Below are 24,445 nucleotides of genomic sequence, written 5' to 3' on the forward strand. Positions count from 1 at the left end.
CGGCGCCTCGTACGCCTCGTACGTCGCACCCGCACCCGCACCTGCGCCTGCACCCGCACCCATGCCCCGGTCCCGCGCTCTCTCGGGACCGGGGCACAGCCCGTCCTCCCCGCGCGGGGCCCGTAGGGGAGGCCGTACGGCTCCGCAGGGGAACGGTGACCGGCAGGGGCCCGGCACCGTCGTGTGACGGTGCCGGGCCCCTGCCGGTCGTTTGCCGCTGCTCGCGTTCGCCGCCGCCCTGCCGGGTCAGTCGGGCAGCCGCTCGCCCGTCACGTCGGAGAACAGGTGCATCTCCTCCTGGCGCGGTATGACCCGGATCGTCTGGTCGCGCAGACCGCCCTCGCGGCCGAACGTGCGCACGGTCAGCGGGACTTCGGTGCCCCCCTCCACCGCGAGCGTGCCGTACGCGTATCCGTCCGAGCCCAGCTCCTCCACGGTGAAGAAGGTGACCGGCAGCCCCTTGTCGCTGTGCTTCGCGTGGAAGTCGAGGTGCTCGGGACGGATGCCCAGCGTGACGGTCGGGCCGCCGGCCGCCGCGCGGGCGGCCGGGCTGATCTTGAGGATGGTGCCGCCGAACCGGATGCCGTCCTCGTGCAGCGGCAGCGAGATCAGGTTCATCGCGGGGGAGCCGATGAAGCCGGCGACGAACTTGTTGGCGGGCCGGTCGTACATGGTGCGCGGCGAGGCCACCTGCTGGAGGAGTCCGTCCTTCAGCACGGCGACCCGGTCGCCCATCGTCATGGCCTCCACCTGGTCGTGCGTGACGTAGACGGTCGTGGTCTCCAACCGCCGCTGGAGCCGGGCGATCTCGGCGCGGGTCTGCACCCGGAGCTTGGCGTCGAGGTTGGAGAGCGGCTCGTCCATCAGGAACACCTGGGGCTCGCGGACGATGGCGCGGCCCATCGCGACGCGCTGGCGCTGACCGCCGGAGAGCGCCTTGGGCTTGCGCTCCAGGTATTCGGTGAGGTCGAGGATCTTCGCGGCCTCGGCCACCCGGCGGGCGATCTCGTCCTTCGGCTTCTTGGCGATCTTCAGGGCGAAGCCCATGTTCTGAGCGACCGTCATGTGCGGGTAGAGCGCGTAGTTCTGGAACACCATGGAGATGTCCCGTTCCTTGGGCGGCAGATGGGTGACGTCACGGCCCCCGATGCTCAGGGTGCCGCTGCTGACGTCCTCCAGACCGGCCAGCATGCGCAGCGTGGTGGACTTCCCGCAGCCGGAGGGGCCGACGAGCACGAGGAACTCGCCGTCCTCGATGTGCAGGTCGAGCGCGTCCACCGAGGGGCGCTCGGCCCCCGGGTAGATGCAGGTGGTCCTGTCGAACGTGATGTCAGCCACGGGTACGTCGTCCCTTTCACCGGCGGTACGTGCCGGACGATCCGAATGAGGAGGGGGTTCGCCGAACAGGCGCGGTGCACGGGTCGGAAGTGAACGGGTGCACGGGGCGGTGCGCGCGAAACGCACTACCGGAATCACCCTGCGGGGTGCCTGCCGAATTGTCAAAAAGCAATCGGACGGCCGGAAAAGGCGAAGAATCCGCTGCACTCCTTGTCCGTGGCGGAATTCTGCGGCATTCCGTGATTCCGGTCCGGCCCCATGGGAGAAACAGGTGACGAAGGTCCCGGCCGGGCAGAGCCGAAGGTCCCGCCGCGGGCCGGCGCGCCCCGCCCGACCTGCCCCTGTGTCCTCCGTGTGCCGCCGCGCGGCCCGTTCGGGCCGATGGTCCCGGGGGAGAGGACCTTCGGCGGCTTGACCCTCCCGGTGCGGCTCACAAGGGTGGAGGTAGTCGGACCGGTCGGCGAAAAACAATATTCAGGGCCCGGAGCGCGGTTCGCGCAGTGCAGGGGCCACGACCAGAGGGGTTCACCATGACCCGAATTCCCGGACTGCCGCCACAGGTTCGCAAGGACCTCAACTGGCAGCGGCAGGCACTGTGCGTGGAATCCGATCCGGAAATATTCTTCCCGGTGGGCACGTCCGACGCGACGGAACTCGACGAGCGCAGGGCCAAGGACGTCTGCGAGTTGTGCGAGGTGAGGGCGCGCTGTTTCCAGTGGGCCATGAACCACGGTGTTCCCGAGGGAATCTGGGGCGGCTACACGGCGAAGGAACGCCGCGACCTGGCCGCCAGGCTGCACGGCCTGCGCTGACGCCGGCCCGCCGCCGGGCGGGTTCCGGCGCGTGCCCGGCGGCGGTGCTTTCCCGGGCCCGGCGACTTCCGGGCCCCGGCGCGCCTCCCCGCCTCAGCTCTTGCCCGCCTCAGCTCTTGCCCGGCCTGCCGAGGCCGCCCAGGATCAGATCGGTGAGTGCGGCGATCACCTCCGGCGCGGAGGCGCGGCCCCGGTGCAGCGCGGTCGCCAGTTCCTCCGCCGCGCCCAGCACCCCGACGCACCGCAGCCGCAGGGCGCCGGGTGCGACATCGGCGTACGGCAGCAGCGCGGTGGCCATCAGGCCGATGTACTCGTCGAGCATCTCGCGCTGGGCCGCCTCCATCTCCGGGTTCCCCTTCAGTGCGGCGGAGACCGCGTTGAGCTCAGGCATGTCCGTGGCGCAGGCGAAGTAGGCGGCACTGATCACGCGGGCGACCCCGTCGGCGGAGGGCGCGGCGTCCCGCAACGCCTCGGTGACGGCTCTCCGGTGGCGGGCGTCGAGGCGCCGGCAGAGCGCGAGCAGCAGGCCGGAGCGGGTCTTGAAGTGGTCGTAGGCGATGGGGCGGCTGACCCCGGCCGCCTCCGCGAGGGTGACCAGGGTCAGGCCGTCGGCGCCCCGGGCGCGCACCAGTTCAACGGCGGTGTCGAGCAGTTGCTCCCGCCGTGCCTGCTTGGACAGCCGGGCCGGAGTGCTGGCCATGGTTCTTCCCCCTGCTGTGGTTCCCCGGCCGTGAGCCGGTCGTGGCGGGCCTCTGTTGTGCTGCCTCCCAGCCTATGTTACAAAACGTAGGCTACAAAGTGTAGCTTGATGGATGCGAGGAGAACTCCCCATGCCCGAGCGGCAGTTGACGTCCTTATCCGAGAAGCCGTTGCTGATCCTGGGCGGTTCCGGGCAGGCGGGTTCGGACACCGCGGCCCTGCTGCGCCGGTGGTACCCCGAGTTGCCGCTGACCCTCGCGGGCCGTGACCTCGGACGTGCGCGACGGGTGGCCGACGCACTGGGCGGGGCCACCGCCGTCACCGTCGACCTGCGGCGCGCGGATCTGGGCCTGCCGTCCGGCCCCGGCTGGTCGGCCGTGGTCGCCGCACTGTGGGACCAGCAGCAGAACGCACTGCACTACGCCCAGCAGCACGGCGTGCCGTACCTCAGCATCTCCAGCGGCCTGGTGGAGATCGCACCGGAAGTCGTCGCCACCGCGCACCGCCCGACCGCCGCACCGGTCCTGATGGCCAGCCACTTCTGCGCCGGGATCCTCACCCTCGCGACGCTCGGACTGGCCCGGGAGTTCGACCGGATCGACACCCTCCGCGTCCGTGCCGCCCTGGACGAGTCGGACGTCGGCGGGCCCGCGGGAGTGGCCGACCTGGCACGGTGGACCACCGCGGGCACGGCGGGCCTGGTGCGCCGTGACTCCGTCTTCACCTGGGTCAACGGCCCCGACGCGGAGGCGGACGTACCGACCGGCGACGGCACGGTACTGCCCGGCGTGAGCGTCGCGGTCCTGGACGTGCCGAGCCTCGCGCGGGCGACAGGGGCGCCGAACGTCCGCTTCGACATGGCCGTCGGCCGGTCCCCGGCCCGGCGGCACGGCGAACCCGCCCCCTTCGAGGCCCGGATCGACATCGAAGGCGTCGGCCCGACGGGCGCGCCGCTGCGGGTCGGCCGCCGTCTCGTCCACCCGCGGGGCCAGCGGCCGGTGACCGCGCTCGGGATCGCGCTCGGCGTCGAACGGCTGCTGGGCCTGCGCGGCGAACCCGTCCCGCCGGGCCTGCACACCCCCGAGTCCCTGATCGACCCGGCGCACGCGACGCGGCGCCTGCGGGAGACGGGCGCCACCTTCCTCGAAGCGGCGGACGGCGGGAATTCACCGTCGGGCGACCGTGCGGCTTGTACGGTCCGATGAGCCGGACGGACCGGGCCCCGGACACCGATGGAGGCACCCGCCATGCCCGAAACCGACCTCGACCGTCAGACCGCCTACTGGGACGCGGTCGCCGACACCAAACGGTTCGCGCATCCGCTGCACGAGCCGTGGCTGGCGGAGGTCGACCGCGCCGCCGCCGTCCTCGACTACGGCTGCGGGTACGGCCGTACCCTGCACCACCTCGAACAGCTCGGCTTCCGCCGGCTGTCCGGCGCCGACACCTCGCCCGGCATGATCGCCCGCGCCCGCGACCTGCACCCCGCGCCGCGCTTCGAGGTGCTCGACGAGCCGCCGGCCCTGACCGGAACCGCCGACGGGAGCGTCGATCTGGCCGTGCTGTTCGCCGTACTGACCTGCGTACCCGGCGACGAGGCACAGCAGGGGCTGATCGCCGAACTGGGCCGGGTCCTGGCACCGGGCGGGCTGCTGTACGTCAGTGACCTGCTGCTCCAGGACGACGAGCGCAACCTCGACCGGTACGCCAGGTTCGCCGGACGGTACGGCACGCACGGCGTGTTCGAGACCGGCGACGGCGCGGTCTGCCGCCACCACTCCGCCGACCGCCTCGCCGCCCTGCTGGCCGCCTTCGAAACGGTCCACACCCGCCGGATCACCGTGCCGACGATGAACGGCCACGAGGCGCAGGGCATGCAACTGCTGGTCAGGAAGCCGCTCGACGACGGGCGGTGACATACGGGGAGGTGTCCTCTCCGCGCTCCGGATCCCGCGCCGCGGTCGTGCCGTGACCCGGATCCCGGGGCCCGGTGGTGCGCGGGGCGAACGGCCACCAGAGGGCCCGGCCCAGCAGAGCGGCGACGGCGGGGACCAGTACCAGGGAGACGATCAGCGCGGAGAGCAGGATGCCGAGGGTCATGGCGAACGCCGTCTGGCCGTTGCCGGGAGCGGTGGCGAGGGTGGCGAAGGAGGCGGCGAGCACCAGACCCGCGGTCGCGACGGCGGGCGCCGTGTGCCGCACGGCGCGTGCCACGGCGGCGCGCCCCGTTCCCGGCAGCCGCATCTCCTCCCGGATCCGGTCGGTGACCAGGATGTTGTAGTCGGTGCCCAGGGCCACGACGAACAGGAACAGCACCAGCGGCAGGGTGTAGTGGAGGCCCGGCCCGCCGAGCCCGTGCTGGAACAGGAGCGTTGTGGCGCCGAGCGTCGCGGCGAAGCCCAGCCCGACCGAGAGCAGCAGCACCACCGGCGCCGGCAGGCTGCGCAGGAGGAGCAGCAGGATCAGCGCGATCAGCCCGGCCGCCACCGGGAACACCGTCCGCAGGTCCTGCGCGACGGCCGTCGAGATGTCGGCGTGGATGGCCGCGGTGCCGCCCACGTGCACCGTCGTCGTGGCGGGCGCGTACCGGGCGACGGCGTCGCGGATCGGACCGGACACCAGGTCGCGGGCCTGCTGGGTGCGCGGGTCCGCGGCCGGGTGGAGGTTGATGCGGGCGGCGCGGTGGTCCTTGTTCAGGACGGTCGCTGCGACGTGCTCCACCCCCTTGACGTGCCCGAGCGCGCGGGAGAGCTCGTCCAGCGCCCCGACGGTCAGGGGGCCGCCGTCCTTGGCGGTGACGTACACGCTCGTCGGGTCCGAGGTGCCCGCCGGGAGCGTGCGGGAGATCTCGGCCGCGGTGACCGCGGCGGGGATTTTTTCCCCGGACGATCCGCCCGTGGAGCCGCCGTAGTCCATGCGCATCCCGGCGAGTCCGGCGGCAAGAGCGGCGAGCAGGGCGACGGAGGCGGCCAGCAGGGCGAGCGGCCGTCGTGTGAGCAGCGAACCGAGGCGGGCGGACCGGCCCTCGGGCGGCTCGCGGTCGAGGGAGCGGGAGGGCCAGAACAGGGCGCGTCCGCACGCCGCGAGCAGCGCCGGCAGCAGGGTGAGGCTACCGAGCAGCATCACCAGTACGGCGACGGCGATGGCGGGCCCCAGCGAACGGAACTGCCCGAAGGCCGCCACCCCCAGCGTCGCGAACGCGGCCACGATGGTCAGCGCGGCCGAGGCTATCGCGGTGCCCACCCGGCCCGAGACCTGCTCGGCCACCTCGCGGACCGGCCGCCCCGGCGCCTTCCGCAGCTGCTCGCGGAAGCGGAACATCAGGAACAGCAGATAGTCGAGGCCGATGCCGAGCAGGACCACGTTGATCAGGTCCGTGCTGCCCGCGTCGAGTTCGCGTCCGGTGAGCAGCGCGCCTCCCGCGACGGCGCCCACCGCCACGAAGCCGATCACGGCGACCGCCAGCAGGGGCAGCAGGGCGGCCAGTGCGCTGCGGAACACCAGCACGTTGAGCAGGACGATCAGTCCGACGGCGAGACCGCCCGCGACCTTGGTGAGGGTGGCGTTGCCGTCGGCCGTGTCCACGGTCCCGGCGAGGTCACCGGTGAAGCCGGTACGCATCCCCGTCTCGGCGAACTGGGTGCGCGCGGAGTCCCGGAAGGCCCGGTAGACCCCCTGCACCCCCTTGTCCGCAGGACTGCCGGTCAGTTCGACCGAGAGCAGCAGGAAGCTCCGGTCCGGGGCGGTGGCTGCCGGGGCGACACGGGGCGTCTGGGAGCGGTCCGGCACCAGGAACCGCGGGCCGTCGTCCTGCCTCGGCATCACCACCCGCCGTTTGCCGAGCTTCGCAGCCTCGGCCCGGATCCGTCCCAGGTCGGCCGCGCCCAGGGACCTGCCGTCCGAGCGGGCGACCAGCACCGTGACGGTGGTGGCGTCGGGGTTCGCCCCGAACCGCTCCCGGGCGATGTGCTGCGCGGCGGCCGAGTCGTAGCTCCGGGGCAGGAAGTTCTCGGTCGGGCCCTGGGTGACGCGGTCCATCAGGGTCGGGGTCAGGGCACTCAGTGCGACACCCAGCACCGCCCACAGGGCGATGACCTTCCAGGGGTGCCGGGTGGAGCAGCGGGTCAGGGCGCGGATCAAGGGGGTCCTCCGGCGGACGGATGGGAAGGGGGAAGAGGGAAGGGGTAAGAGGGATCGGGGAAGAGGGAGTCGGCGTACGGGCCCACGGTTCGGGTGCGGGCCGGTGACACGGACCGGGGTACGGATCGCGGATGTCTGCCGGGGGTTTCCGGCCGGTCTCCAGACCATCAGCCCGGGGGCCCGCGGACGTCGGGACGGCGGATGATCCGGACCGGGGACCCGGGGCCCGGTCACGCCCGCCACCAGGACCGTGGTCCTGGTCCCGTGGCCGGTGCCGTCGCTGCGTTGGCCGTGCAACCCTGTTCCGGGGCCGGGAGGCCGTACGCAGGGAGAACGCAGACATGCCCAGGAGCCGACAGTCCGGACCCGCCGACGCCGACATCGCCACTGACACCGACGCCGACGCCGGGAAGCAGCCGCCCACCGCACCGCCCCCCGGGCGACCCGGCCGCGCCGGTCGACTTGAGCCGCCCTGGACCCGCAACGACGCGTTCGTGACCGGCGGGGCCTGTGTGATGAACCTGCTCAGCTATGTGTTCTTCGACGACCCCGACGGCCGGTACGCCGTCAGCGCCGGCGGGATCCTGCTCGTCGCCGTGGCGGCACTGCCCCTGCTCGCGCGGCGCCGGTATCCGGTGGCCGCGCTCGCCGCCGTGCTCGTCCTCGACGCGACGGCCACTCTCGCCGTGCCGCTGCCCAGCCACTTCGGCGCGGTGCTGCTCGTCGCCCTGTACTCCGTGGCCCGAGCCTGTTCCGCACGGGTGACGGGTGTCGCCGCGGTCGCCGCCGTCCTCACGGTGTGGCTCACCCTGCTGGGAGGCTCGGGCGGCCGGATCCCGCCCTGGCAGGACGTCGCCCTCATGCCCCTGTCCACCCTGATCGTCGTCGGCACCGCCCTGGCGGTCCGCCGCTGGCAACAGGAGGTCGCGGTCAACCGCAGGCTCCTCGCCGACCGCGCCGTGGCCGAGGAACGCCGCCGCATCGCCCGGGAGTTGCACGACATCGTGGCGCACCACATCACCACCATGCAGCTGATGTCCGGCGGTGCCAGGGCCAACCTCGGCCGCCCGGAAGTGGCCCGGGACGCCCTGGTCACCCTGGAGGCCTCCGGCCGGCTCGCGCTGAGCGAGATGCGCCAGCTCCTCGACGTACTGCGGGCCGGTGACGAACCGGAGGACGCGCCCGCGCAGCCGCAGCCCGGCGAGGGCGACCTCGGACGGCTGGTGGCCGAGTCCCGGCTGGCCGGTCTGCCCACCGGGTTCGACGTCGACGGGGTGCGGCGCCCGTTGCCGCCGACGGTCGGGCTCACCGTGTTCCGGATCGTCCAGGAGGCCCTCACCAACTCCCGCAAGCACGCGGGGCCCACCGCCCGCGCCCGGGTGCGGCTGACGTACGGTCAGGAGCGGATCACCGTCGAGGTGCACGACGACGGCGGGGGCGGGCCCCCGCCGGAGGAGCAGACGGACGGGGGTGCGGGCCGGGGCGGTTACGGGCTGATCGGCATGCGGGAGCGCGTCGCGCTGCACGGCGGCACCCTCACCGCGGGCGCACCGGCCGACGGGGGGTTCGCCGTGCGGGCCGAGCTGCCGCTCGCCCCCGGGGAGACGACGGAGGAAGCCGCGCGGCAACGGCACGAAGGGGTACGGCGATGACCACGGGAACCACGGCGGGAGACGGACCGCCCGGGGCGGACGGCAGAGGGGCGGCCGGGGGTGCGGCGCCGCCGTCGCGCATCAGGGTGCTCATCGCGGACGACCAGCCGCTGGTCCGGCGCGGGCTCTCGCTGATCCTTGCGCCGGACCCCTCCTTCGAGGTGGTGGGGGAGGCCGAGGACGGCGGCCGGGCGGTGGCCCTCGCCGAACGGCTCCGCCCCGACGTGGTGGTCATGGACATCCGGATGCCCGTCCTGGACGGGGTCGCCGCCACCAGGGAGCTCGCCGCCGCCGTACCGGGCTGCCGGGTCCTGGCCCTCAGCACCTTCGACATGGACGAGTACGTGGTGGGCGCGCTGCGCGCCGGAGCGTACGGGTTCCTGCCGAAGGACAGCTCCCCGGAGGAGCTGGCCGCCGCGATCCGTACCGTGCACACGGGCGAGGCGGTGGTCGCGCCGCGCCTGCTCACCCGGCTGATCTCCGCCTATGTGAGGACCGCCCCGGCTCCGGCCCGGCCGCCGCACGGCGAAACGGGCGCACTGACGCCCCGCGAGGCCGAGGTGTGGCGCCTGATGGCCACCGGCCTCGACAACGCGGAGATCTCCCGCACCATGGACCTCAGCGTTTCCACGGTCAAGAACTACATCACGAGCATCTTCGACAAGCTGGGCGTCCGCGACCGTGCCCAAGCGGTCATCGCGGCCTATGAATCGGGCCTGGTGACCGCGCGTTCGGCCGCGGGGCCCGAACAGGGCGGGTGAGGGCCGGGCCTCCGGCGTCTCAGCACATCGGCCAGGTCCGGAGCTTCTCCGGGTTGCGGACGGCCCAGCAGCGGACGATGCGGTCGTCGGCGATCTCGAACGCGAGGACCCCGATGGTGGCGCCGTCGAGCTGGGTGACCAGGCCGGGCTGGCCGTTCACCGTGCGCTCCAGGACGGTAAGGCCCGGGACCGCGGTGGCGGCCAGCAGGTAGCGGGCGAACTCCTCACTGCCCGTCATGGGGCGCAGCGCCGCCGCGACCAGACCGCCGCCGTCGGCGAAGCCCGTCACGTTCGGGTCGAGGAGGCCGACGAGCGCCTCGATGTCCTTGGCCTCCCAGGCCTCCTTGAAGGAGCGGACGATCTCGGTCCGGCGGACCGCCGAAGCGGCCGGGGGAGTGTGCGAGTCGCGTATCCGCCGCCGGGCCGAGGTGGCCAGCTGGCGGCAGGCCGCCGGGGTGCGGCCGACGATCTCGGCGACCTCGGCGAAGGAGTACCGGAAGACGTCGTGCAGGATGAACGCGACGCGCTCCGCCGGAGTCATCTCCTCCAGCACGACGAGGAACGCCATGTTCACCGACTCGTCGAGGGTGACCCGGTCGGCCGGGTCCGCGGTCCCGAGGTCCGGGCCCCCGCCGTCCCACTCCGTCCGGTCGGGCAGCGGCTCCGGCAGCCATTCGCCGACGTAGCTCTCCCGGCGGGCCCGCGCGGAGCCCAGCAGGTCGAGGCAGATGCGGCCCGCGACCTTCGTCAGCCAGGCCCCCGGCGACTCGATCGCCTCCTGCCGCTCCCGGGACATCGCGTACCAGCGGGTGTACGCCTCCTGGACGACGTCCTCGGCGTCGGCCAGCGAGCCGAGCAGCCGGTACGCGAGGTTGATCAGCTGGCGGCGCTCGCCGATGATCGCGACCAGGCCCGGGTCCAGCGGCTGCGACGCCCGGTCGGTCGGTTGCGACGCCCGGTCGGTCGGCTGCGCGCCCGGCTCGGACGGGTCGTGCGGGGTTTTCATGGTGTGCCTGCTCCCTGGTGCCGGTACGGGGCCTCGACGGATCTCCCACTCGTCCGACGACACAGCCCCGCGAAATGTGAGGCGGGTCGCGGCGCCTCACATTCCGGCGGGCCGCCTCGTCGGACCGGTGTGGGACGCACACGGTCCCGCAGTCGCTCACGGTTCCGCAGATCCAGGGAGATCATCATGGACACCCGTCTCAATTTCCACGCCAACCCCGTCGGCGCCAAGTACCTCAAGTACCTCGTCTCCGCAGGCCGGTCCGTGATGGAGTCGTCGCTGCCGGACGTGACGCAGCAGCTGGTGGCACTGCGCATCAGCCAGATCAACGGCTGCGGCTACTGCATCGACATGCACACCAAGGACGCCACCGCCGCGGGCGAGACCTCGGTGCGGCTGCACCTGGTCGCCGCCTGGCGCGAGGCCACCGTCTTCACCGACGCCGAGCGCGCCGCGCTGGAACTGGCCGAGCAGGGTACCCGGATCGCGGACGCCGCGGGCGGGGTCCCCGACGAGGTCTGGGCGAACGCGGCCAAGCACTACGACGAGGACCAGCTCGCCGCGCTGCTCGGCCTGCTCGCCGTGATGAACGCGCTCAACCGGCTGAACGTCGTCGCCCAGCAGCCCGCGGGCAGCTACCAGCCGGGCCAGTTCGGCTGACCGGCGGCCGGGAGCGCCGCCGTGGGGGGAAGGGGACCGTCCCCTTCCTCCGCGGCGCCGCCCCGGTACCCGCTCCCACGGAGCTTCCTCGCAGCAACCACGTACCGCGGCACAGTCAGGAGTGACCACCCGATGTCCACCCCCGCTCCCACCCCCACCGACCTCACCTCGCTCACCGGCGACCACGTCCTGGACGTCGCCGCCTCCCGGATCGGCTTCGTGGCGAAGCACACGATGGCCGGCCGGGTGCCGGGGACGTTCGAGGAGTTCGAGGGCGGTGCGCACCTGGACGGCGGCCGGCCGGAGAACTCCAGCGCCTGGCTCTCCGTACGGGCACAGACCCTCGGCACCGGGAACCCGCAGCGCGACGGCCTGTTGCACGGCAAGTTCCTGGACGTCGAGCACCACCCGGCGCTCACCTTCACCTCGACCCGGGTCAAGCAGACGGACGCCACCCACTTCAAGGTCACCGGTGACCTCACCGTGCGCGGCACCACCCGACAGGTCACCCTGGACGTCGAGTTGACCGGCGGTGCGGGCGGTGCCGGGGACGACGGGCGGATCCGCTTCCGAGGCAGCGCCCTGATCAACCGCAACGACTGGGACGTGAACTGGAACGCCACGACCACGTTCCTGGTCAGCGCGAAGGTGCTGCTGGAGTTCGACGCCACCCTCGTGCGGCAGCCGTGACGCCGGAAGCCGGTGGGCCGCTGCGGCTGCGCGTGCTCACGCTGAACGTCTGGAACGACCGGGGGGACGCCGCCGCGCGCACCGCGGTGGTCAACGCCGGTCTGCGGAGCCTCGCCCCGGACCTGCTGGCCCTCCAGGAGGTGCTGCCGGGGCAGTTGCCCGCGCTGCTCGACGGGACCGGGCTGCACGCCACCCACCAGGAAGCGGCCCACCCGACCCGGCCGCCGCACGCGGACCGGTTCGGCGGGACGGCCCTCGCGACGCGGTGGCCGCACCGGATCGTCGAAGTGCTCGACCAGCGCGGCGCGGACGCCCCGGACGTCCCCTGGCTGACACTGGCGGCGCACGTTCCGCTGCCGGAGCTGGGCGACGTCCTGTTCATCGCCCCGACCTCCTCGTTCCGCCCCGACATGGAGGCCCAGCGGGAGCGGCAGTCGGTGGCCCTGAGCGACCTGGCGGCCCGGCACCGTACGGCACTGCCCACGGTGATCGCCGGGGACTTCAACGCGGACCCGGACGCGGCGAGCATCCGCTATCTGACCGGCCGTCAGTCCCTGGCGGGCCGCAGCACCCACTTCCACGACGCCTGGGAGGTCGCGGGTTCGGGCCCCGGCCACACCTGGACCGCCGACAACCCCCGGGCGGCCGAGGACATCGCGTACCTGATCCGCCAGCCCGGCCACCGGCGCCGCTTCGACTACGTGTTCGTCGGCTCGCCGTGGGCCCATCCGCGAGCCTACGCCCGGGTACGGAGCGCCCGGCTCGCCTTCGACGAGCCGGTGGACGGCGTCCGGGCGAGCGACCACTACGGCGTGGTGGCGGACCTGGAGGTGGGGCTGCTGCCGCCGGGGTGAGGCGGACGAGGAAGGGGGGAGGGCGCGGGCGGCCGGGGAGCGTCCGTGCGGCAGAACGCCCCGGCGGCACCCGAGGAAGGGCTCGGGTGCCGCCGGGGCGTCGGCCGTTGTGCCGGTGTTCCGGCTCAGTGGCGGCCGGTCAGGTAGACCGAGCGCAGCTTGAGGCGGTCCGAGGCGGGCTGGCCGTGCGGGCGCAGCGTCCAGGAGTCGCCGCTGCAGTCGGGCTCGGTGAAGACGATCGCCCATTCGTCGGTGTCGTTGTGCGGGGCGAACGCGGGATCGGAGGAGCCCGGGTCCGCGGCCTCGGGGATCGTGACGCAGCCGGGGCTCTGCGGGTCGTGCAGGGTGATCGACTGGGGATACCCGCCGAGTCCGACGAACGAGTACGAGAAGTCGCCGGTGGCGGCGCTCGCGGACGCCGACTGCGTGACGACGAGAGCGAGCGCGCCGAGTACGGCGGCGGCGGTGTGGCGAAGGCGCATGAAACCCTTTTCGATCGGAGGAGTTGGCGGCTTCCTGACGAGCCGGACCCGGCGGGCCGCCGGGTCTGCCTGCGCCTTCCCCCGGTGGCGGACCGCTGATGCGCGATGTCACCCGCGCGGGGCCGCCGAATCGATCATTCCTGGGCCATGTGGGTGAGCGGGGTGCCGGCATCGCGCCACACGCCCTCCCGTGCCGCCGTGCACGCAGCGCGGGCGGCGCGGTCCGCGTCGGCCTCGGTGAGCGGGCGGCCGGTGTTGAGCAGGGCGTAGTACAGGGGTGCGGAGACCGCGGCGACGACCGCGTGCGGGTCGGTGCCCGCCGGCACCTCGCCCCGGGCGACGGCGTCGCGCACACAGCCGGCCCACTCCTCGATGCGCACCGCGTAGAAGTGGTGCAGCGCCTCGGCGGCCTGGTCGTTGCAGAGGGAGGCGGCGATCAGCGCCTTGAAGAGGCGGCTCTGGCGGGACTCGGTGAGGGTGCTGACGACCAGCCGCGCGTTGGCCCGCAGGTCCTCCTCCAGGGTGCCGTGGTCGGTGCGCGGCAGCGACTGCTCGGCCATGTCGGTCAGCAGGTCCGCGGCGAGGGCGCCAGGGTTTCCCCAACGGCGGTAGACGGTCGTCTTGCCGACGCCCGCGCGGCGGGCCACCTCGCCGAGGTCGAGGGTGCTGAAGCCGTCGGCGGCGAGGGTGTCGCCCGCGACCTGGAGGACGGCCTCGCGCACCCGGGCGGTGCGCCCGCCGGGACGCAGGGTGCCGGGGGCATCGGGGGTGGGGGCGGGGGCGGGAGTGTCGGGCACGGCGGGCTCCTTCAGGGGTGTCGGGGGTGCGGCGGACGCGGGGTGTGCCGCACCGCACCGGACTTCGCGGGGCGGACGGGCGGACGGGGGGACAGGCACGGGGCGGACGGGTGCGAGCTGACCGGCGTACGTGCGGTTCACGAGTGCATGCACCCACCTTATCGGAACCACAGTTCCCTTACGGCGATGCGCGTGCTAACTTCTTCGACGTAACGGAACCGCAGACCCGTTAAGGGGGTGGTTCCCGTCTCCTCCGTCTCCGCCCGTCTCCCGTCTGGATGAGGAATCCGCCATGTCCGCAACGAACACCGCGCCCCGGTCGGCCACCCGCACTGCCGCCGGCAGTCCCGTCCCCGAAGCCCAACCCCCGCAGCTCACCGGCAGGTTGAAGCTCGTGCTGGCCGTGCTGCTGGTCGCCCAGTTCATGCTGGCCGTCGACTTCTCGATCCTGAACGTGGCCCTGCCCGCGATCGGCGACGGGCTCGGCTTCTCCCTCGCCGACCTCCAGTGGATCGCCACCGCGTTCGCGCTCTCCGCCGCCGGGTTCACCCTCTTCTTCGGCCGCATCGGAGACCTGGTCGGCCGGAAGAAGATCTTCATCGGCAGCCTCGTCCTCCTGGGCGTCGCCTCCCTGGCGGGCGGCCTGGCCACCAGCTCCGAGGTGCTGCTCGTCGCCCGGGTCGCCCAGGGCCTGGCCACCGCCGCCGCCACCCCGGCGGGACTCTCGCTGCTCACCACCGCGTTCCCCGAGGGCCCGCTGCGGCAGAAGGCGCTCGGCATCAACGGCGCGCTGATGTCCGCCGGGTTCACCACCGGAGCGATCCTCGGCGGCGTACTGACCGAACTGCTCTCCTGGCGCTGGGCGTTCTTCATCAACGTGCCCGTCGCGCTGGCCGTCGTACTGATCGCCCCGGCCGTCATCAAGGAGTCCAGGCCCACCGTCCGGCCCAAGCTGGACCTGCCCGGCGCCCTCACCGTCACCCTCGGACTGCTCGGCCTCGTCTACGGGCTGACCCAGGCGGGCGAGTACGGCTGGACGCACCCCCACGCGCTGGGCGGACTCGGCGCCGGAGTGCTCCTGCTCGCCGCGTTCTTCGCCGTCGAACGCAGGGTCGCGGCCCCGCTCGTCCCGCTGAAGACGCTCGGCCGCCGCAACGTCGCCTGGGGCAATGTCCTCGGCCTGCTCGCCTTCGTCACCGAGACCTCCCTCGTGTACCTCCTGACCCTCTACCTCCAGAAGACCCTCGGCTTCTCCCCGCTCACCGCCGGCATCTCCTTCGGCGTCCTGGGCATCGGCACGGTCGTCGGCGGGCTGCTCGCCCCGAAGGTCATCGCCAGGACCTCGACCCTGACCGCACTGGTCGCCGGCGGCGTCGTCCAGACCGTCTTCACCGCGGCCCTCCTCTTCCTCGGCACCACGACCACGGCCTCCATGGCGCTGCTGCTGCCCGCCACGTTCTTCGGCGGCGTCGGCAACATGCTGGTCATCGTCGGCTTCATGGTCACCGCCACCAGCGGGCTCCCCGACCGGGAACAGGGCCTGGCCACCGGACTGGCCTCCATGTCGCAGCAGGTCGGGATCACCATGGGCACCCCGATCATGGCCGCGGTCGTCACGGCGGCCACCGCAGGAGCGGCCACCGCGTCCGCCGTGCACACGGGCGTCGTGACCGCCATCGCGGTCAACGCGGGGCTGGTGCTGCTGGGAGTCGTGCTCGCGGCGGTCTTCCTGCGGCCCGCCCGCCCGCACCGCACCCGCGCCGCGGAGGCGGCCCCCGAAGCGGCCCCCGAAGCCGCCTGAAGCGACAACTCCCGCGAGACGCGTACGGGGCCAGAGGGGCGGCCCGGGATCCACCGGCCGCCCCGGCCCCGCATCCGCATGTCCGCACCCCGTCCGGCGGCGTGAGAGACCGGCCTCACGAGCCGTCGCACACCGCGCTCAGGGCCGGTGCCGCAGCCACCGGCGGGCGGCGGCCGGGGTCACCTCGATGCCGTCGCTCCAGGAGCAGACCTCCAGCCACGACAGGTGGGCGTGGGTCACCGCACCGGGAAGCCGAACGAGTAGCCCTGCTGCTTGAGCCGGGGCAGCAGCCGGGTCAGGGCCTGGACGGTCTGGGTGCGGTCGCCGCCCGCGTCGTGGAACAGGAGCGTGGGACCGTTGGGCAGTTCCCGCTCGACGGTGGCCACGATGGCGTCGGTGCCCGGACGCTCGAAGTCCTTGGTGTCCACGTTCCAGCCCAGCGGGCGCATGCCCAGCGAAGCGGCGAGCTTGCGGCTGTACGGGGTGAACGCGCCGCCGGGCGCCCGGTAGTACATCGGCCGGACCCCGCCGGACGCCTTGGTGATCATGCGCTCGGCGTCGCGTATCTGCTGCGCCTGGTATGCCTGGGAGCCCTTGTCCATCGCGGTGTTGTGCGACACCGAGTGGTCGCACAGCCGGTGCCCGGCCGCGACGACCTTCTTCACCAGGTCCGGGTGGGCCTGCGCCTGGGTCCCCACCATGCAGAAGGTGGCCTTCGCCCCGTACCGGCGCAGCAGGTCGAGCACCCGGGGGGTCCACACCGGGTCGGGGCCGTCGTCGATGGTGAGGTTGACCCCGCGCCGGCCCGCGTCCGAGGCGTGCACGATGGTGTCCGGGACCTTCTTGACGGCGCTCTCCGGGCTCGCGGTGCTCCCGGGTGCGGCGGGGGCGTCGGGTGCCGGTGCGGGAGCGGCGGAGTTCGGCGCGGCCTTGTCCGCGGGCGGCCCCGCCTGCGCGGTCCACACCGAGGCACCGGTGGCGAGCAGGACCACCCCGAGCGCCGCACCGACGACCTTGCCGTACCAGCCACGCCTCTCGCTGTGCCGTGCCATGTCCGCCCCACTCTCTCGCAGTTCCCCGCCCGGTCCCGGCCGCCTCGCGACCACTCGTGAGGACGAGTGGAACGGGCCGGAGGCTCCATCCGTTACCGTTCGGGGACAGTTTTCGGAAGGTTCGCGGACACACCGCGAAGGGCCGGGGCCCGCGGGTCAGGGGCGTACGAGAGTGAAGCCCGCGCTGCCGTTGGAGGGTTCGGCCCGCCAGCCGGTGCCCGAGGGGTCGCGGGTGTAGCGGAAGCCCGCCGCGAACCGGGCCAGGAAGTCGCGCCCGGCGGCCCGTTCGCCCGGTGTGCAGCGCCCCTGGTCGCCGTTGACGGTCGCTTCCGCGACGTGGGAGGCGTTCAGCTCGGCCGACGAGACCGCGGCGCGGGCGGTGAAGACCTCGCAGCCGGTGTGCCCGAGCACATGGCCGTCCCGCGCCACCTGGAAGTACGCTCCCGAGCCGTCGTTCCCCGAGCTTCCCCGCACCTTCCAGCGGGGGCCGACCAGGCCGTCCGTGTCCGACGGGGGCGGGGCGGTCCGCCGCACGGGGCCGGGCGGCCCGGGGGTGTACAGGACGAAGGTGCCCTTCTCCCCGGCCGTGTTCAGGTACAGGGTGCGGAAGCGCTGGGTGTAGGTCCACGGGGAGTCGAGCCGGTCGAGGAACTTCTTCTCGTACGTGCGCTCATCGGTGTCCGCGCAGCCGTCCCCGCCCTGGGCGCGCACCTCGCCGAACGCCATTTTCCGGGGGCCGGGTTCTACCGTCAGCCGCGCGGTGAAGGGGCGGCAGCCGGTGTGGCCGTGCACCGCCCCGCCCTCCTCGAACCAGAGGTACGGCGCGGTCCGGTCCGCGCGCACGGGCCAGTTGGGTTTGTCCGGATACCACTTGGTGCCGGTGACCGGACCGAGCTCCTGCGCGGTGAGCGGGCGGTGCTCGGCATGGACGCCCTTCTCGTCGACGCCTTCGCCCTCGCTGAGGGTCAGGGTGCTCTCGTAGGGCATGGTCGAGTACTGCCGGACGCGCGACTCCAGCTCCCGCTTCACGGATTCCGGCGTTCCGCTGGTGCCGGCCGCCGTGCAGCCTTCCTTCGTGCGGACGGTGATGTCGTGGAAGGCGAGCGGAACGCCCGTCAGCAGGGGCCGGCCGAAGGGGTCCTGTGCCGCCCCGGGCGCGCTCCCGGGCTCGGGGAACGACGCCCGGCCCGTGTAGTAGTGGCAGCCGTAGTTCCCCTGGACGGAGAGGTCGTCGGAGAGGTAGAGGTACGCGTTCTCCAGGTCCGGAGCCTGGTAGTTGTCGTAGGTGTACGGGTCGGTGAACCTCCACTGCACGCCGGTCAGCGGGAACGGCGCGCCCGGCGGGAGTTCGGCCGCCCTGAACGGCCGGGCGCCGGACGGAACGGGCGCGGGCGGCGCCGCCCCGGGCGAACGCGCCCCGCTGCCCGCCGCCCTGCCCTCCGCGCCGCCGTCGCACGCGGCGGCGAGGCACAGCAGGGCGACCAGTCCCACCGACGCGCGGCGCCGGGCCGGGAGACCGCGAGGGCCCTGAGAGGTCCGAAGGATCATTGGCCAATGGTAGCCAACACCCCTGCGCGGGCAGAGGTGTTGGCCGGTGCGGAGGGTGCGGAGGGTGCGGAGGGTGCGGGCGGTGCGGGCGGGTCAGGCGGGGTCGGCCACCGTCCGGGACGCGGGTTTCGGGATGGGCGGGGCGGGCGCGTACTGGGCGGCCTGGGCCTCGAACATCGTGCGGTAGCGGCCGTCGGCGGCGATGAGTTCGTCGTGGCTGCCCTGTTCGGCGAGCCGGCCCTCGTGCAGGACGTAGATGCGGTCGGCGCGGCGGACGCCGGACATGCGGTGGGTGACCAGGACGACGGCCCGGTTCGGTGCGGCCAGCCGCCGGATGCGGTCGAACGCGGCGATCTCCGCCTCGGGGTCGAGCGCCGAGGTCGGCTCGTCCACGATGAGGATGCTGTCCGCCTCGCACGTGGTGCTGCGCCAGTGGGTACGGGCCAGCCCGACCTTCTGCCACTCGCCGCCGGACAGTTCCACGGCCCCGCGGAACATCCGGGCCAGCAGGGTGCGCAGGCCGTCCGGCAGCTTCGCGACGACCGGCCCCGCCCCCGCGTACTCGACGGAGGGCTCCAGGTCCCCCGGACCGGCCTCCTGGGCGGGGCGGCCGATCCGGATGTTCAGCCCGGCGGTCACGGGCCAACGCTGGAAGTCCTGCGTGAGCAGCGAGACGCGGTCGAAGACCTGGGCACGGTCCAGCGAACGCACCTCGGCGTCCCCCCACCGCACCGTCCCTTCCTGCGGCAGCAGCAGCCCCGACAGCACTTTCATCAGCGTGCTCTTGCCGGAGCCGTTCTCGCCGACGACGGCGGTGACCGAGCCCATGGGCAGGGCGAGCGACACCCCTTCCAGCGCCGCGGCGTCACGGTCCGGGTAGCGGTAGGTGACCTTGTCCAGCTCCACCCGCGCCACCCGCACCGGCACCGGTTCGCCGCCGCCGGGGACGGTCCTGCGCGCGGCCTCGGCCAGGAAGCGGGAGTGGTCGCGCACGTAGAGGGACTCCTCGTGCATCTTGTTCACGTTCATCACCAGCGCGCCCAGGCTCGCCGAGCCCGACCGGACGGCGACGACCGCGGTACCGGCCACGGCGAGGCCCATGTGCCCGCTCGTGATCAGCCAGAACATGATCGCGTACGTCGCCGCCATGGCCAGCCCGGAGAGTGCGGCGGCCACCCACTCGGTCACCGCCTTGCTCTTCGCCAGCCGCTCCTGCTCGGTCTCGGCGCTCTCCGCCATCCGCGCGTAGCGGCTGAGCAGGAAACCGCCCACGGAGTGGATCCGCACCTCCTGGGCGGCGGTGCGCTCGGTGAGCAGGTTGCCGATGAGGCGGGCGGCCCTGACGTGCTCGATCCAGCTCATCACCGAGACGTACCGCTCCTGCGCCACCCGCATCGCGCCCCAGCCGCGCGGTGCCGCGATGAGCAGCAGCATCGGCAGCAGCGCCGGGTGGAGGATGGTGAGGACACTGGCCGTGGAGATCAGCGAGATGGTGCCGTTCAGGGCGGCCACACAGGCGCCGATCATGTGGCGGGCCGATCCCGCCCCGTACTGGGCGACGTCGATCAGCCGCCTGAACTGCGGGTCCTCGATGGCCTCCAGCTCCACCGAAGCGGCGGCGGCCAGGTACTGCGTGGTCGCGATGCGCTCCACCAGCGGCTCCAGGCGGCCCGCGTGCGAGGTGGACCAGCCCGCCAGGACCGAGTTGACGACGGCGGCGCACGCGGCGAGCAGCAGACCGGGCACCAGCGCGTGCAGCCGTTGTACGGGAGTGCCGTCGTCGAGCAGCGCGTGCATGACGCTGTTGACGGCGAGCAGTCCGACGGCGGCGGCGATGCCCTGCCCGACCTCGCTGACCATGACGGCGCGCAGGGAGCGCCGGTTCGCCTGCCAGGCGAGCCGCAGGGTCGCCCCGACCAGCCCCGGCATGGTGCGCAGCGCGGACAGCAGGGTCAGGTCGAGCCGTGCGTGCTCGTGCTCCGACCAGCCGAGGTCGTAGCGCAGCGGGCCGCCGAACAGTTCCTTCTCGGCGTCGGAGACCCGGGGATCGACCATCCGTACACGTCCGAAGAATCTCTTCACAGAACACCTTTCGGGACGGGCCAGTTCAGTGCCCGGTAGGAGGGCCCTTGCGTGAGCAGCCGGAAGACGGCGGCGGTGTGGGAGTGGCAGTCCGGCGGGGGCTCCTCCATCGATACCCAGTAGAGCCCCTCGTGCGCGTCCGGCTCGGCGTTGTGCGGCTCGCCGGTCCAGGACTGGGCGACGAACACGGCGGTGACCAGGTCGCTCCCGCCGGGGACGCGGCGGTGGGCCAGCCCGCAGAACTCCTGCTGCGCGGGCCCCACGCGCACCCCGCTGACGTCCTCGGTCACCCGCCGGGCGGCGGCGTCCAGCGGCTCGCCCGCCCGCAGGAGCCCGCCCACCACGGCGAGCGGCCCCCGACCGCCCGCCGGGCCGGCCTTCGCACGTACGCACAGCGCGAACCCGTTGGTACGCAGCAGGACTTGGGCCACCTCGGCGGCCAGCAGGTGCGGTGCGCTCGCGGACTCCCTCATGCCAGGCACCTCGTATCCGCCCATGACCCGGCGGCCCCGAGCCCGGTGCCGCCCGTCGCGGGGGTCACGGCGGCGGCCGGGCGGACAGCGGTGGGTTCGAACACAGGATGAACGGGCGCAGGGCGATGCACAGGATGCACGGATGCTCCTCGGGACGTGATGCGGACAGGTGGTCGGGTAACCGGAGGGTTCCTGTCGCCGTCACGGGTGGGCGGGGGCGAAATCCCGGATCGGATTTCGAATAGCCGGGCAGCCCCCGGGACGGCAGTGGTTCCTGTGCCGTGATGCTGCGTTCGATCACTCATGTGGGTCTGGGTACTGCTTCAGGGGGATTGCCGGAAGTCGTCATCGGCTTCCGGGGCAGGGGCCTTGCCACCGCACCCCTGTCGTGGCAGAGAATCTCCCGTCCAGGAAATGATCTACGGGGGAGTCTCCTCATGCGTGTTGCACTGGTGACGTACGGGTCGCGCGGCGACATCGAGCCGATGCTGGGGTTCGCGGGCGAACTGCGCGCGCTCGGCGTGGACGTGCGGATGTGCGCGGCGCCGGACTTCGCGGAACTGCTGGCCGCGGCCGGCATACCGCTGACGCCGATCGGCTGGTCGGTGCGCGAGATGGTGAAGGGCGAGGTCGGCGGGGACGCGCCCCGGCCGGCCGACAGTCTGTCCGAGCGGGCGCGGGTGCTGGCCGCGTCGACGTACGAGGCGGTCACCGAGGTCGCCGCCGAGGGGTGCGACGCGGTGGTGGCGACCGGGCTGATCCCGGCGGGGGCGGGCGCGCGGGCGGCGGCGGAGAAGCTCGGCGTCCCGTACGTGTCGGTGTCCTACTTCCCCACCTACCTGCGCTCCCCGCACCACCCGCCGCTGGAGTGGCCCGGTCTGGCGATCCCCGAGGGCGCGATGGACAACCGGGCCCTCTGGGAGCGGAACGCCGCGCACATGAACACCCTCTTCGGCGGGGCGGTCAACGCCCAGCGGGAGTCGGTGGGTCTGGCGCCCGTCGGCGACGTCATCGACCACGTCTTCACGCTCCGGCCGTGGCTGGCGGCCGACCCCGCCCTGGCCCCGTGGATCGAGCCGGCGGACCTGGACGTGGTGCAGACCGGTGCGTGGATCCGGCCGGACTCGCGCCCGCTGCCCCCCGAGGTGGCGGCGTTCCTGGCGGCGGGCGAGCCGCCGGTGTACGTGGGCTTCGGCAGCATGCCGCTCCAGGACGCGGCCGGCGTCGCACGGGCGGCCGTCGCGGCGGCGCGGGCGCACGGCCGGCGCGTACTCCTCGGCAGCGGGTGGGCGGACCTCGCGCTGTCCGACGAGGGCGACGACTGCCTGGTGGTCGGCGAGGTCAACCAGCAGGACCTGTTCGGCCGGGTGGCCGCCGCCGTGCACCACGGCGGTGCGGGCACCACGACGACGGCCGCCAGGGCGGGTGCGCCCCAGGTGGTGGTGCCGCAGATCGCCGACCAGCCGTACTGGGCGGGCCGGGTGGCCGAACTGGGCATCGGCGCGGCCCACGACGGCCCGAACCCGACCTTCGCGTCCCTGTCGGCCGCGCTCGGCATCGCCCTGGCCCCCGAGACCCTCGTACGGGCGAGGGCGCTGGCGGACACCCTCGTCACGGACGGGGCCGCGGTCGCCGCGAAGCTGCTGGTCGGCCGGATCGGCTGAGGGGCGGGCGGGGCGTCCCCGGCCGGCGGCGGCACCTCGCTGCCCCTGCCGGGAGGGGACGCCCCGCCCCCGTACCGCACCGGGCGGGTGCGACCGTCCGGCGATCGAACCTCAGTCGAGCAGCTCCGTGCGGAGGGAGGTGCGGGCGCGCCGGTGGATCGCGGGTACGTCGAAGCTGTCGATCCGCCAGCTGACCGAGGCAAGCTCGCCCCGGCCCACGTACTCCTTCATGATCCGGACGTGCGGCGGCCAGCCGATGAACCCGCGCAGAGCCTCCTCGTCGCGCCAGACCGCCACCGCCCCGCACCGGCGCGCGAACGGCGCCAGCCACAGCCACATGCCGTACGCCCCGTCCAACTCGCCCCATCCCGAACCGAGTTGCCGCCCCGCGCGATGGATTCCCGGCAGGTCGGCGGCCCGGTGGGGGCGGAAGTCGGTGACGCTGACCAGGAGCGGCGCCCCGGGAGATGTCCCGTGCTCGGGCCCCGGGGTCCACCGCGACCGCAGGACGGGTCCCGGCGCCGGCCTCAGCACGGGGACTCCGTACGGGAGGCGGCTGCCGGGCTCCGCCAGTCGGCCGGGCGGCCGAGTTCCGCGAGGAGCGTCTCCAGCGGGTCCGCGTCGTGGGCCGGGGCGAGAGCCGGGGCGAAGGGTCTGTGGGGGGCGAGCCGCGAGGCGCCGCCGGGAACCGCGCGGGCGATCGGCAGGACGGCGGCGAGCAGCTCCGGGCCGGGCGCGTACGGCAGGTCCAGGCTGCGGGCCACGTCCCAGCCGTGCACCACGTAGTCGAGGCAGTGGAAGCCGAGGGCGCGGATCGCGGGGAAGGTGCGGCCGGGGCCGAACTCGGGCAGTACGCAGGGGTGTTGAGGGTCGTCGAGGTCCGCGAAGGCGGCGATGACGCGCTCGGCCTCCTCGGCGTACCGCACGGCGACGTCCGCGCCAGGCGGGGGGCCCGCCGCCCAGTGCGCCGGATCCGCGCCCTGGCCGCGCGCGGCGGCGGCGAATCCCCGGTGCTGGGCGGTCATGTGGGCGAGCAGTGCGCCCAGGTCCCAGTCCGCGCAGGGCGTCGGCCGGGCGAGGTCGTCGGGGACGGCGACCCGGGCCACGAGCGCCGCACTCGTCCGGACGGCCGTCGCGTGCAACAGGCGTAACTCCTGGAACTCCTGGAACTCCCCTAGCGATCGGAGCCCGTTCAAATTCATAGGCATACGCTTACGATGTGCTCGCGCTTACGATCTGTCAACGGGCAGCGGGTATTTTCGTCGCCATGTCGGAGAGAACAGCCGGGGGGAAGCCGCCCCACGGGAAAGCGGTGCGCGCGAAGGCCGCACCCGGGAGCGCGGCCCGCGCGAGGACGCCGGAAGGGGTCGCCGAGGGGGAGAGGGACGGGCCCGTGCAGCCGGTCGGCGGCGCGCCGCGGCGGCCCGATCTCGCGGCGATGGTCGTGCCGTTGGGCCGCGCGCTGATGGCTGCCGAGCAGCCGGTCCTCGACGCGCACGGGCTGACCATGTGGGCGTACACCGTGCTGCTGCGGCTCGACGCGACCGAGTCGCCCGTGCGCACCCAGGCGGCACTCGCCGAGTCCGTACGCGCGGACAAGACGCGCATCATCCCGGTGCTCGACGATCTGGAGGCGCGCGGCCTGCTGGACCGCCGCCCGGACCCCGGGGACCGCCGGGTGCGGCTGCTGTCGCTCACGCCGGAGGGCCGACGGCTGCGGGAGATCGTGCAGTCCGCGATCCAGGAGAGCGAGGAGAGCCTGCTGGCACGGCTGCCGGCCAAGGACCGCGAGGGCTTCCTGCGCGGCTTGCGGCTGCTGTACGAGAGCGAGGGCCAGCCGTAGGGGCGGCCGGTGACGGGCCCGCCGCGCGCGGGGCGGTACGGGGTTCGGCGGGCAGCGGGAGCTTCTCGGGCCGACGCGATCCACCGGGGGC

General features: G+C 73.5%; 23 protein-coding genes. 11 read left to right on the forward strand and 12 right to left on the reverse strand.

The window, feature by feature from the left end:
- Positions 1 to 246: 246 nt before the first annotated feature.
- The gene (locus ACFYVL_RS03285; RefSeq protein ID WP_389241051.1) at positions 247 to 1,338 is read right to left on the reverse strand and encodes an ABC transporter ATP-binding protein; all 1,092 of its coding nucleotides are present in this window, start codon (positions 1,336 to 1,338) and stop codon (positions 247 to 249) included.
- A 530-nt stretch (positions 1,339 to 1,868) separates the two neighbouring features.
- On the opposite strand from ACFYVL_RS03285, the gene ACFYVL_RS03290 reads away from it, so the two are divergent.
- A complete protein-coding gene (locus ACFYVL_RS03290; RefSeq protein WP_389241052.1) occupies positions 1,869 to 2,150 on the forward strand; it encodes a WhiB family transcriptional regulator in 282 nt (93 codons plus the stop codon).
- A 109-nt stretch (positions 2,151 to 2,259) separates the two neighbouring features.
- Here the strand turns inward: ACFYVL_RS03290 and ACFYVL_RS03295 are convergent, their stop codons facing one another.
- Positions 2,260 to 2,850 carry a TetR/AcrR family transcriptional regulator gene (locus ACFYVL_RS03295; protein WP_389241053.1) on the reverse strand — a complete coding sequence of 197 codons (591 nt, stop codon included), beginning with the start codon at positions 2,848 to 2,850 and terminating at the stop codon, positions 2,260 to 2,262.
- 130 nt (positions 2,851 to 2,980) lie between these two features.
- Here ACFYVL_RS03295 and ACFYVL_RS03300 point away from each other — a divergent pair, with 130 nt between their 5' ends.
- Both ACFYVL_RS03300 and ACFYVL_RS03305 read left to right on the forward strand, forming a co-directional pair.
- Positions 2,981 to 4,054 (forward strand): saccharopine dehydrogenase, encoded by a 1,074-nt coding sequence (locus ACFYVL_RS03300; protein ID WP_389241054.1) that lies wholly within the window; start codon positions 2,981 to 2,983, stop codon positions 4,052 to 4,054.
- A 42-nt stretch (positions 4,055 to 4,096) separates the two neighbouring features.
- Positions 4,097 to 4,765 carry a class I SAM-dependent methyltransferase gene (locus tag ACFYVL_RS03305; protein WP_389241055.1) on the forward strand — a complete coding sequence of 223 codons (669 nt, stop codon included), beginning with the start codon at positions 4,097 to 4,099 and terminating at the stop codon, positions 4,763 to 4,765.
- Here ACFYVL_RS03305 and ACFYVL_RS03310 read toward each other — a convergent pair.
- A complete protein-coding gene (locus ACFYVL_RS03310; RefSeq protein ID WP_389241056.1) occupies positions 4,737 to 6,989 on the reverse strand; it encodes an MMPL family transporter in 2,253 nt (750 codons plus the stop codon). The two genes, ACFYVL_RS03305 and ACFYVL_RS03310, sit on opposite strands and share 29 nt — an antisense overlap.
- Positions 6,990 to 7,330: 341 nt before the next feature.
- Between ACFYVL_RS03310 and ACFYVL_RS03315 the strand changes: the two genes are divergently transcribed.
- Positions 7,331 to 8,641 (forward strand): sensor histidine kinase, encoded by a 1,311-nt coding sequence (locus ACFYVL_RS03315; protein WP_389241057.1) that lies wholly within the window; start codon positions 7,331 to 7,333, stop codon positions 8,639 to 8,641.
- Complete coding sequence (locus ACFYVL_RS03320) at positions 8,638 to 9,402, forward strand: response regulator (protein WP_389241058.1); 765 nt, start codon at positions 8,638 to 8,640, stop codon at positions 9,400 to 9,402. Before ACFYVL_RS03315 ends, ACFYVL_RS03320 begins: the two co-directional genes overlap by 4 nt.
- A gap of 19 nt (positions 9,403 to 9,421) precedes the next feature.
- Here ACFYVL_RS03320 and sigJ read toward each other — a convergent pair whose 3' ends face one another.
- Positions 9,422 to 10,408, reverse strand: coding sequence for an RNA polymerase sigma factor SigJ (gene sigJ, locus ACFYVL_RS03325; RefSeq protein WP_389241059.1), 987 nt, complete (start codon positions 10,406 to 10,408; stop codon positions 9,422 to 9,424).
- A gap of 186 nt (positions 10,409 to 10,594) precedes the next feature.
- On the opposite strand from sigJ, the gene ACFYVL_RS03330 reads away from it, so the two are divergent.
- The 3 genes from ACFYVL_RS03330 (at position 10,595) to ACFYVL_RS03340 (ending at position 12,612) form a co-directional block, all read left to right on the forward strand.
- Positions 10,595 to 11,068 (forward strand): carboxymuconolactone decarboxylase family protein, encoded by a 474-nt coding sequence (locus ACFYVL_RS03330; RefSeq protein WP_389241060.1) that lies wholly within the window; start codon positions 10,595 to 10,597, stop codon positions 11,066 to 11,068.
- A 132-nt stretch (positions 11,069 to 11,200) separates the two neighbouring features.
- Complete coding sequence (locus ACFYVL_RS03335; RefSeq protein WP_389241061.1) at positions 11,201 to 11,758, forward strand: YceI family protein; 558 nt, start codon at positions 11,201 to 11,203, stop codon at positions 11,756 to 11,758.
- Positions 11,755 to 12,612 carry an endonuclease/exonuclease/phosphatase family protein gene (locus ACFYVL_RS03340; protein WP_389241062.1) on the forward strand — a complete coding sequence of 286 codons (858 nt, stop codon included), beginning with the start codon at positions 11,755 to 11,757 and terminating at the stop codon, positions 12,610 to 12,612. The genes ACFYVL_RS03335 and ACFYVL_RS03340 overlap by 4 nt, the downstream gene beginning before the upstream one ends.
- Positions 12,613 to 12,737: 125 nt before the next feature.
- Here ACFYVL_RS03340 and ACFYVL_RS03345 read toward each other — a convergent pair whose 3' ends face one another.
- Both ACFYVL_RS03345 and ACFYVL_RS03350 read right to left on the reverse strand, forming a co-directional pair.
- A complete protein-coding gene (locus ACFYVL_RS03345) occupies positions 12,738 to 13,094 on the reverse strand; it encodes a hypothetical protein (RefSeq protein WP_389241063.1) in 357 nt (118 codons plus the stop codon).
- 134 nt (positions 13,095 to 13,228) lie between these two features.
- Entirely contained in the window at positions 13,229 to 13,891 is a 663-nt protein-coding gene (locus tag ACFYVL_RS03350; RefSeq protein WP_389241064.1) for a TetR-like C-terminal domain-containing protein, read from the reverse strand.
- A gap of 292 nt (positions 13,892 to 14,183) precedes the next feature.
- On the opposite strand from ACFYVL_RS03350, the gene ACFYVL_RS03355 reads away from it, so the two are divergent.
- Positions 14,184 to 15,692: an MFS transporter gene (locus ACFYVL_RS03355; protein WP_389241065.1), complete on the forward strand. Its 1,509-nt coding sequence runs from the start codon at positions 14,184 to 14,186 to the stop codon at positions 15,690 to 15,692.
- Positions 15,693 to 15,928: 236 nt separating this feature from the next.
- Here ACFYVL_RS03355 and ACFYVL_RS03360 read toward each other — a convergent pair whose 3' ends face one another.
- The 4 genes from ACFYVL_RS03360 to ACFYVL_RS03375 form a co-directional block, all read right to left on the reverse strand.
- Complete coding sequence (locus tag ACFYVL_RS03360; RefSeq protein WP_389241066.1) at positions 15,929 to 16,744, reverse strand: polysaccharide deacetylase family protein; 816 nt, start codon at positions 16,742 to 16,744, stop codon at positions 15,929 to 15,931.
- Between the two features lie 156 nt (positions 16,745 to 16,900).
- Positions 16,901 to 18,292: an META domain-containing protein gene (locus tag ACFYVL_RS03365; protein WP_389241067.1), complete on the reverse strand. Its 1,392-nt coding sequence runs from the start codon at positions 18,290 to 18,292 to the stop codon at positions 16,901 to 16,903.
- A gap of 93 nt (positions 18,293 to 18,385) precedes the next feature.
- Entirely contained in the window at positions 18,386 to 20,374 is a 1,989-nt protein-coding gene (locus ACFYVL_RS03370; protein WP_389241068.1) for an ABC transporter ATP-binding protein, read from the reverse strand.
- The gene (locus ACFYVL_RS03375; protein WP_389241069.1) at positions 20,371 to 20,847 is read right to left on the reverse strand and encodes an NUDIX domain-containing protein; all 477 of its coding nucleotides are present in this window, start codon (positions 20,845 to 20,847) and stop codon (positions 20,371 to 20,373) included. The genes ACFYVL_RS03370 and ACFYVL_RS03375 overlap by 4 nt, the downstream gene beginning before the upstream one ends.
- A 437-nt stretch (positions 20,848 to 21,284) precedes the next feature.
- Between ACFYVL_RS03375 and ACFYVL_RS03380 the strand changes: the two genes are divergently transcribed.
- Positions 21,285 to 22,511 (forward strand): glycosyltransferase, encoded by a 1,227-nt coding sequence (locus tag ACFYVL_RS03380; protein WP_389241070.1) that lies wholly within the window; start codon positions 21,285 to 21,287, stop codon positions 22,509 to 22,511.
- 111 nt (positions 22,512 to 22,622) lie between these two features.
- On the opposite strand, the gene ACFYVL_RS03385 is transcribed toward ACFYVL_RS03380, so the two are convergent.
- Entirely contained in the window at positions 22,623 to 23,045 is a 423-nt protein-coding gene (locus ACFYVL_RS03385; protein ID WP_389241071.1) for a hypothetical protein, read from the reverse strand.
- Positions 23,039 to 23,719, reverse strand: a complete 681-nt coding sequence (locus ACFYVL_RS03390) for a TIGR03086 family metal-binding protein (protein WP_389241072.1) — start codon at positions 23,717 to 23,719, stop codon at positions 23,039 to 23,041. Before ACFYVL_RS03390 ends, ACFYVL_RS03385 begins: the two co-directional genes overlap by 7 nt.
- A gap of 59 nt (positions 23,720 to 23,778) precedes the next feature.
- Between ACFYVL_RS03390 and ACFYVL_RS03395 the strand changes: the two genes are divergently transcribed.
- Positions 23,779 to 24,354, forward strand: a complete 576-nt coding sequence (locus ACFYVL_RS03395) for a MarR family winged helix-turn-helix transcriptional regulator (RefSeq protein WP_389241073.1) — start codon at positions 23,779 to 23,781, stop codon at positions 24,352 to 24,354.
- The last annotated feature ends 91 nt before the right edge of the window (positions 24,355 to 24,445 follow it).

Source organism: Streptomyces sp. NPDC004111, from assembly GCF_042874215.1.
Classification (GTDB): domain Bacteria; phylum Actinomycetota; class Actinomycetes; order Streptomycetales; family Streptomycetaceae; genus Streptomyces.

What these genes read in the sequence shown, in the direction of transcription:
- ACFYVL_RS03290 (WP_389241052.1), top strand. Translation starts at nt 1,869, where the DNA reads ATGACCCGAATTCCCGGACTGCCGCCACAGGTTCGCAAGGACCTCAAC.
- ACFYVL_RS03295 (WP_389241053.1), bottom strand. Translation starts at nt 2,850, where the DNA reads ATGGCCAGCACTCCGGCCCGGCTGTCCAAGCAGGCACGGCGGGAGCAA.
- ACFYVL_RS03300 (WP_389241054.1), top strand. Translation starts at nt 2,981, where the DNA reads ATGCCCGAGCGGCAGTTGACGTCCTTATCCGAGAAGCCGTTGCTGATC.
- ACFYVL_RS03305 (WP_389241055.1), top strand. Translation starts at nt 4,097, where the DNA reads ATGCCCGAAACCGACCTCGACCGTCAGACCGCCTACTGGGACGCGGTC.
- ACFYVL_RS03315 (WP_389241057.1), top strand. Translation starts at nt 7,331, where the DNA reads ATGCCCAGGAGCCGACAGTCCGGACCCGCCGACGCCGACATCGCCACT.
- ACFYVL_RS03320 (WP_389241058.1), top strand. Translation starts at nt 8,638, where the DNA reads ATGACCACGGGAACCACGGCGGGAGACGGACCGCCCGGGGCGGACGGC.
- sigJ (WP_389241059.1), bottom strand. Translation starts at nt 10,408, where the DNA reads ATGAAAACCCCGCACGACCCGTCCGAGCCGGGCGCGCAGCCGACCGAC.
- ACFYVL_RS03330 (WP_389241060.1), top strand. Translation starts at nt 10,595, where the DNA reads ATGGACACCCGTCTCAATTTCCACGCCAACCCCGTCGGCGCCAAGTAC.
- ACFYVL_RS03335 (WP_389241061.1), top strand. Translation starts at nt 11,201, where the DNA reads ATGTCCACCCCCGCTCCCACCCCCACCGACCTCACCTCGCTCACCGGC.
- ACFYVL_RS03345 (WP_389241063.1), bottom strand. Translation starts at nt 13,094, where the DNA reads ATGCGCCTTCGCCACACCGCCGCCGCCGTACTCGGCGCGCTCGCTCTC.
- ACFYVL_RS03355 (WP_389241065.1), top strand. Translation starts at nt 14,184, where the DNA reads ATGTCCGCAACGAACACCGCGCCCCGGTCGGCCACCCGCACTGCCGCC.
- ACFYVL_RS03360 (WP_389241066.1), bottom strand. Translation starts at nt 16,744, where the DNA reads ATGGCACGGCACAGCGAGAGGCGTGGCTGGTACGGCAAGGTCGTCGGT.
- ACFYVL_RS03365 (WP_389241067.1), bottom strand. Translation starts at nt 18,292, where the DNA reads ATGATCCTTCGGACCTCTCAGGGCCCTCGCGGTCTCCCGGCCCGGCGC.
- ACFYVL_RS03375 (WP_389241069.1), bottom strand. Translation starts at nt 20,847, where the DNA reads ATGAGGGAGTCCGCGAGCGCACCGCACCTGCTGGCCGCCGAGGTGGCC.
- ACFYVL_RS03380 (WP_389241070.1), top strand. Translation starts at nt 21,285, where the DNA reads ATGCGTGTTGCACTGGTGACGTACGGGTCGCGCGGCGACATCGAGCCG.
- ACFYVL_RS03390 (WP_389241072.1), bottom strand. Translation starts at nt 23,719, where the DNA reads ATGCCTATGAATTTGAACGGGCTCCGATCGCTAGGGGAGTTCCAGGAG.
- ACFYVL_RS03395 (WP_389241073.1), top strand. Translation starts at nt 23,779, where the DNA reads ATGTCGGAGAGAACAGCCGGGGGGAAGCCGCCCCACGGGAAAGCGGTG.